General features: G+C 34.9%; 7 protein-coding genes. 3 read left to right on the top strand and 4 right to left on the bottom strand.

Features of this window, described 5'->3' with window-relative positions:
• Nucleotides 1-11: 11 nt before the first annotated feature.
• From HGPG_RS04810 to HGPG_RS04825, 4 genes are all read right to left on the bottom strand, one after another.
• Nucleotides 12-200: a hypothetical protein gene (locus tag HGPG_RS04810; protein ID WP_019124929.1), complete on the bottom strand. Its 189-nt coding sequence runs from the start codon at nucleotides 198-200 to the stop codon at nucleotides 12-14.
• 105 nt (nucleotides 201-305) lie between these two features.
• Nucleotides 306-1,253 carry a D-2-hydroxyacid dehydrogenase gene (locus HGPG_RS04815; protein WP_019124930.1) on the bottom strand — a complete coding sequence of 316 codons (948 nt, stop codon included), beginning with the start codon at nucleotides 1,251-1,253 and terminating at the stop codon, nucleotides 306-308.
• 201 nt (nucleotides 1,254-1,454) lie between these two features.
• Nucleotides 1,455-2,183, bottom strand: a complete 729-nt coding sequence (locus tag HGPG_RS04820; protein WP_019124931.1) for a TraX family protein — start codon at nucleotides 2,181-2,183, stop codon at nucleotides 1,455-1,457.
• A 66-nt stretch (nucleotides 2,184-2,249) separates the two neighbouring features.
• Nucleotides 2,250-3,179 carry a nitronate monooxygenase gene (locus tag HGPG_RS04825; RefSeq protein ID WP_019124932.1) on the bottom strand — a complete coding sequence of 310 codons (930 nt, stop codon included), beginning with the start codon at nucleotides 3,177-3,179 and terminating at the stop codon, nucleotides 2,250-2,252.
• A gap of 307 nt (nucleotides 3,180-3,486) precedes the next feature.
• On the opposite strand from HGPG_RS04825, the gene HGPG_RS04830 reads away from it, so the two are divergent.
• From HGPG_RS04830 to HGPG_RS04840, 3 genes are read left to right on the top strand one after another with little or no spacing between them, the layout of a single operon-like run.
• Nucleotides 3,487-4,560, top strand: coding sequence for a TAXI family TRAP transporter solute-binding subunit (locus tag HGPG_RS04830; protein ID WP_019124933.1), 1,074 nt, complete (start codon nucleotides 3,487-3,489; stop codon nucleotides 4,558-4,560).
• A complete protein-coding gene (locus HGPG_RS04835) occupies nucleotides 4,560-5,093 on the top strand; it encodes a DUF1850 domain-containing protein (RefSeq protein ID WP_019124934.1) in 534 nt (177 codons plus the stop codon). The genes HGPG_RS04830 and HGPG_RS04835 overlap by 1 nt, the downstream gene beginning before the upstream one ends.
• Entirely contained in the window at nucleotides 5,080-7,164 is a 2,085-nt protein-coding gene (locus tag HGPG_RS04840; protein ID WP_019124935.1) for a TRAP transporter permease, read from the top strand. The genes HGPG_RS04835 and HGPG_RS04840 overlap by 14 nt, the downstream gene beginning before the upstream one ends.
• The last annotated feature ends 64 nt before the right edge of the window (nucleotides 7,165-7,228 follow it).

A 7,228-nucleotide genomic window follows, 5' to 3' on the forward strand; every position in this document is an offset into this window, starting at 1 on the left:
TAAAAATTATTTTATTTCTTTTTGTGTTTTACGGCACTAACAAAAGATGCAAAAACAAGTACCCCAAAATATGGCATTAAAGTTTTTAAAAAATCCAGTTCCCTTTTTTCATAAAGATAATACAAAAAGACACCTGTCATGAAAGTTGTTATTGCAAAAAACAAATACTCTATAAATTTAAAAAATTTTTGCTTTTTCATCTTATTTCACCCATCACTATTAAGTGCTTAAGTCTTAAAACTTAAAATATTATGTAAAAGGCTGTTCATTTTACTAAAAACAAACAGCCCTAAAAATTTATTTAATTATTTACAGTTTGGAAATAATTCGTCAAAGTTTTTAAGAATTACATGTCCAATGTCGTCTTGAGCGTCGATAGTTGATCCACCAATGTGTGGTGTTACATAAAGTCTATCAAGTTCAAATAATTTGTTTTCTACTGGAACATCTTGAGTGTCAAGTCCGCCAGAGCCAAGTTCGTTAGAAAGTGTATCTAAGTTTGCTCCGCCTAGTTTGCCATTCTTGATGTAGTCGTAAAGGTCATCTTCGTTAACAATTCCGCCACGAGCAGCATTTATTATACAAGCTCCGTCTTTCATCTTTTCAAATTCTTCTTTAGCAAATAAGTCCTTAGTGTCAGGAGTTAGTGGCATGTGAAGAGTTACGATGTCAGATTCTTTTACAAGAGTATCGAAGTCAACAAGTTTAGCATAGTCAACTTTGATGTCTTCTGGTTTTAAGAATGGGTCATAAGCAAGAACGCTCATGTGGAATACATTGGCGATTTCGCCAACTCTTCTACCAATTGCACCAAAACCACAAATTCCTAGAGTCTTATTTCTAAGTTCTCTACCAATCCATCTATATTTGTTCCAAATTCCACCCTTAACTTCGTTTTGAGCTTGTACAGAGTTTCTGTAAAGGTCTAACATTTTTGCAAAAACAAGTTCAGCAACTGCGTTTGCATTTTGTCCTGGAGAGTTTTTAACTGGAATATTTTTTTCCTTTGCATATTCAAGGTCAATATGGTTAGTTCCTGTTGAACCAACGAAAATTGCCTTTAAGTTTTTAGCAGCATCAAGAACTTCCTTGTTGATGAATGGGTCAACTCTCATGAATAAGAAATCATAAGGTTCAATAATTTCTGCTAATTTTTCAGAAGTTGGAAGCATAACTTTATCAAGTTCAATACCTCTTTCTTCAAGTCCTTTGTCAATTACATCTGACATATAGTCTACCATTAACGCTTTCATTTACATCCTCCTTAAAATTTTATGTACATCGTTACATTTCTATTTTAGTTGAAAATGAAATCTTTTTCAAGTTCATTTATCTCCTTAATATAATTAACACTTTTCTTTAAAAAAGCCCTTGGAAAACTATTCTATATTTACTTTAAGTTAATAGTTCTCTCAAAGGCATCTCATTGTTTATATAAAAATTTCTGTTTAATTTTATATATTTAGGTAAAACCTAAGTAGTCCCAATATAAAAAGGTGGACTGGATAAAATAGATAATTAAATAATTTGTTTTGCTTTCCCTTTTCGCCATTATACATTATAGTTAGTCCAAAGCCAAGTATTGACCAAACTTCTTTTATTATAGTCAAGTAGGCAAAGGCTGCTGAAAGGATAGGTCTATTGTAAAATATATAAAAGAAAAAAGCTGTCAGTATTGCGTGAAAATCATAATCACCTGACACAAAAATGCTTGCAAAGTACATGACCATTAAAAGTGGTATAGAAAATAAAAGCCATTTCCTTCCAATTTTATCTTCAAATTTATTTCTAATTTCATCTAGGATCCAAATAAAAATTAGGGAGAGAGCCAGAGAAAATAAGACATTATTTAATCTAAACTCCAAAAAAACTTTTGAAGAAAACATATCATAGGGCACTTCTGAAATCACTGCAAAGAAAAGTAAATTTAGTAAATATTTTTTCCTTGAATGAGTCCTAAAAAATCCCTCCACTATAAAAAATGAAAAGAGGGGAAAGGCAATGCGGCCTAAGACATCAAAGACTGTGGAAATCTTTGAGAGCGTGCTTCCTACTTCAAGGTAGGGCAAAATTATGACCTTGTTGACATGATCAATTAACATAGATGTAAAGGCCATGTATTTTAACTGTGCTCCATTTAAGAATTGAATCCTTTTTAATTTTTCATTATTAAATCTTTCCATACTTTACTCCAAAATTTTCGCAAAAATATTTTACTATAAAATTTATGAAGTAACCAAGGAAAAATTTTAAATCTTCCTAAAATTTTCTTTTAGGTCTTGGTAGTCCCTCATAATATTTTCTATTATATCCCTTACACTTTCCACTTTATTTAAATACTCGTAGCCTTCTCCTGCCATGACAGAGCCCCATTCCACATCTCCATCTCTTACAGCTTTATAGCTAGAGCCTTCAGCGTACTTTTCAAATTCTTCTTGACCAAGCTTATTTAATTCGATCTCCAAAAGTTTATCAGCCAACTTATTTTTATAGCACCTTATTGGATGAGGCGTGGTAATTCCTGTGACAATTATGTCCCTATCTGTGGCTTCAAGCAGAGTCTTTTTAAAGTTTTCGTGGACTGGCGCTTCTTCTGACACCAAAAATCTCGTGCCCATTTGCACTCCACTTGCCCCCAAAATTTCTGCAGCCAAGATATGCCTTGCCGTGTAAATTCCTCCAGCAGAAATCACTGGAATTTTTACAGAATCACAAATTTCTGGTAGAGCTGGGAAGGTATTGAGCTTTCCTATGTGTCCTCCTGCTTCTGCCCCTTCAAAGACACAGGCAATGGCACCGAGACTCTCAACTTTTTGCGCCATCTTTTTGTTGGCAATAATAGGAATTACTTTTAAACCATTTTTTAACCAATAATCAAAATATTTTTCTGGATTGCCTGCACCACAAGTTATAATTTTTACTCCCTCTTCCACAACAATTTTATTGAGCTCGTCAATGGCTGGGTGAATCATTACCATATTGACTCCAAAGGGCTTGTCTGTCATCTTTTTTATTTTTCTTATTTCTTCTCTAACGACCTCTGGACTAAAGCCTCCAGTGGCTATCATGCCAAGACCACCAGCTTCAGATACTGGACCTGCAAGTTCTGATGTAGAAATATTTGCCATGGCTCCCTGCAAAATTGGATACTTAATATTTAATAGATGGGAAATTTTCATTTTTACCTCCAAAACTTATAAATTTTTTATCTTTTAAGATTGATAAATTTTATAAATCTTTCGATATTTTATTTTTAAATTTACATTTTATACTTACCCTAAAAGCAAATTTCATCACTTTATTGCAGTTTCTTTCTTTTAAACCGTTTTCAAATTTATAGTTTTGTATAAATATTATACAATTTTTCGCCCCAATATCCTTTTTTATTTAATTGACATTTAATATTAATTATTGTAATATAAAACTATCAGATAAACATTTTCATAAAATTTTTAGTTTATTTGAATAATGTCAAGGAGGATTATTATGACTAAGAAAAAATTTATGACACTCATGATGCTTATTGCTTTGGTTGCAGTTACTTTAACTGCTTGTGGCGGTGGCGGAAACAAAAAAGAAGAACCTGCTAACAATGCTACTAAAACTGAAGAAAACGCAAAGACAGAAGAAGGCAAGGAAGACGGTGGCGCAATCACAGCTGAAGGTTTAATGGAAACTAAAGGCGGATTCATGTCAGTTGCTACTGGCGGTACTGGTGGTACATACTACCCACTAGGTGGAGCTCTATCTAACATTCTTAATAATGCAGGTGTTAACTACACAGCTACTGCACAAGCTACTGGTGCTTCTAAAGAAAATGTTGAACTTGTTACTAGGGGAGACGCAGAAATCGCATTTATCCAAAACGACGTTGCTTACTATGCAGTAAATGGTACTGATACTTTTGAAGGAGAAGAAAAACCTAGTCTTAGAGGACTTTGCTGTCTATATCCAGAAATCGTACAAATAGTTGCTTCTGATGAATCAGGAATTAAAACTATTGACGATCTTAAAGGCAAGAGAGTGGCTGTTGGTTCTCCAGGATCTGGTGTTGAAGTTAACGTAAAACAAATTCTTGATATTCACGGAATTACTTACGATGACTTAGGAAAAGTAGATTACTTATCTTTCGCAGAAGCTGCTGACCAAATTAAATCTGGTCAAATTGATGCAACTTTCTTAACTGCAGCTATTCCATCTTCAGCTATTACTGAACTTGCAACAACTCACGATGTTCACCTAGTTCCAATTGCAGAAGATAAAGCTGAAGCTCTTATCGCAAAATATCCTTTCTATGTTAACCTACACATCACTCCATCTGAATACAAGGGACAAGACCAAGAAATCTCTGTAGTAGCAGTACAATCAATGCTAGCTGTTGACGAAAAAATGGCTGAAGAAGACGCTTATAATATTGTTAAATTATTATTTGAAAACCTTGATACTATGAAAGAATCTCACGCAAGAGGTGGCGACATCGCTCTTGAAAAAGCTCTTGACGGTATGAGTATTGAAGTTCACCCAGGTGCACAAAAATATTTCGATGAAGTTAAAAAATAATGAATGGTAGAAATAAAGAGGGCATTGGAAAGAAGTTTTTCTTTCCAATTCTCTTTATTATAATAGTTTTTTTTATTTTATCCTTTGTGAAAATCGACGCAATAATAATAAAATCTTACTTTAATGGAGACCTATTAAAGATAGAACACTTAAAGGATAAGGAAAGGTTCGGCATAGTCTATACCCATTCCGTTGAAAGGTCAGAGACTAGTGAATGGTATGAAGTTCGCGATGGCAAATTAATACTTATGGAACAAAGATATCGCGACCAAGGTGCAGGTCTTCCTGTAAATTTAATATACAAGTTTAAATACGCCGATGACGGTAGTTTTTGCCTATATGATATGAATGTTCCCTTTGAAACTGTTGTTTATAGGACTGGGGCTGTCATAGCAAATCACAAACTTGTTATCAATGGAAGGACCACTCCCTTTTTAGATTTTTCTGAACCGAGAGAAGCTTTAGAATTTTCTACTGAACACATCTCACTTTTACAATACGCACTAAGGAGGTGCCAAATTGAGCGAAGATAAAAAATTAAATGAAAATATAGAATCTGAAGAAATAAAAACAGAGGATTCAAAACTAGATTCACAAGATGCGTCTTCTGAAGCTAGTTTTACTAAGACCGCTGAAGAACTTGGTGCAATGAATGTTGATGAATTAATGGAACAATACGACCTTGAAACTAGTAAGCTTCGTAAGTTATCTGGTAAGGTTGCCCTATTCATTACAATCGTTGCAATTTTAATGTCTGCTTTCCACTTATTTACAGCATGGCATGGTACACTTTTAGCTATGAAGCAAAGATCTCTTCACTTAATCTTTGCCTTTACTATTGGATTTGCACTTTATCCAGGATTTAAAAAGTCATCAAAAGATAAAATTGATATCACTGATTGGCTACTTATTATTTTATCAGTAGGAGTATGGGGATACATATTCTTCAATGTAGAAGCAATTGCCCTTAAGGGTGGTCAAATGTCCACTACAGATATGGTTCTTGGTGTTCTTGCAGTTCTTCTTACTCTTGAAGTTACAAGAAGAGTTGTAGGACCAGAACTTCCTATCGTTACTATAATATTCCTACTATTTGCTTACTTCGGCAGACATATGCCAGGTATATTTGCCCACAGAGGATTTAATGTTACTAGAATTGTTTCACACATGTATATGACTACTGAAGGTATTATGGGTACACCTCTTGGAGTATCTTCTACTTTCGTATTTATGTTTATACTATTTGGATCCTTCCTAGACAAAACTGGTGTTGGTGAATTCTTTATAGACTTTGCTTACGCTTTAACTGGTTCTACAAGATCAGGTCCAGCTATGACATCAGTTCTTTCTTCTGGACTTATGGGTTCAATCTCAGGTTCATCTGTAGCTAACACAGTTACTACTGGTGCCTTCACAATTCCACTAATGAAATCAGTTGGTTACAAACCTCACTATGCAGGTGCCGTAGAAGCTACTGCATCTACTGGTGGACAAATCATGCCTCCAGTAATGGGTGCTGCTGCCTTTATCATGGCAGACTTCACTGGTTTCCCTTACATTTCAATTGTTAAGGCTGCCATTATCCCAGCTGTTCTATACTATATAGCTGTTGGTACAATGGTTCACTTGGAAGCTTGTAAACTTGGCCTTAAAGGTATGCCAAGAGAATCACTTCCAAAGGTTTCAAGTATTTTAAGAAAACAAGGTTATTTAACTCTACCTCTTATTGCAATCATCTTCATGTTGGTTAAACAATATCCACCAACAATGGCTGCTTTAACTGGTATAGTAATTGGCGTTATAGTTGCCATGACAGTATCTCTTATTAAAAAAGATAATTCCTTTACTCCTAAAGATATTCTTGGAGCAATGGAAGCAGGTGCTAAGGGTGCCGTTGGTGTAGCTTGTGCCTGTGCTTGTGCTGGTATGATCGTAGGTGTTGTAACACTTACTGGTTTCGGTCTAAAGATTGCAGAAGTAATCGTACAAATAGCTCAAGGTAGACTTATCCCTACACTACTTCTTACAATGATATCTTCAATTATCCTTGGAATGGGACTTCCAACTACTGCAAAGTACATCGTACTTGCAACAATGGCTGTTCCAGCAATAACAAAACTTGGTGTAAACCTAATGTCAGCCCACTTATTTATCCTATACTTTGGTGTAGTTGCCGACGTTACTCCTCCAGTAGCCCTAGCTGCTTACGCAGGAGCAGGTATCGCAGGTGCCAACTCAATGAAGACTGGTTTCCAAGCCTTCAAGCTTGCCATAGGTGCCTTCATAATACCTTACATCTTTGTTATTAATCCACACTTAATAATGGTGGATTCCATAGTAGGAACAACAGTAAATTGGCTTCCAGTAACAGCTGCACTTCCAACAATTGTAACAGCTCTTATTGGTACAGTTTGCTTGGCAGGTACAGTTGAATCTTACCTATTTGGCAACCTAAGAATCTGGCAAAGAATTATACTTCTTTTAGCTGCTTTCGCACTACTTGATCCAAAGCTTCTTACTGATGCAATTGGACTTGCTGCTCTAGCACTTATCTATGTAACTCAAAAAATATTAAATAAGAATAAACCAGCAGCTGCTGCTTAATCTTAATTAATAAAATAACTTTAAAAATTTTATATTATCTGTTGGAGGGTAAATCTCCAACAGA

It is taken from the genome of Peptoniphilus grossensis ph5 (assembly GCF_000311825.1).
Classification (GTDB): domain Bacteria; phylum Bacillota; class Clostridia; order Tissierellales; family Peptoniphilaceae; genus Peptoniphilus_A; species Peptoniphilus_A hominis.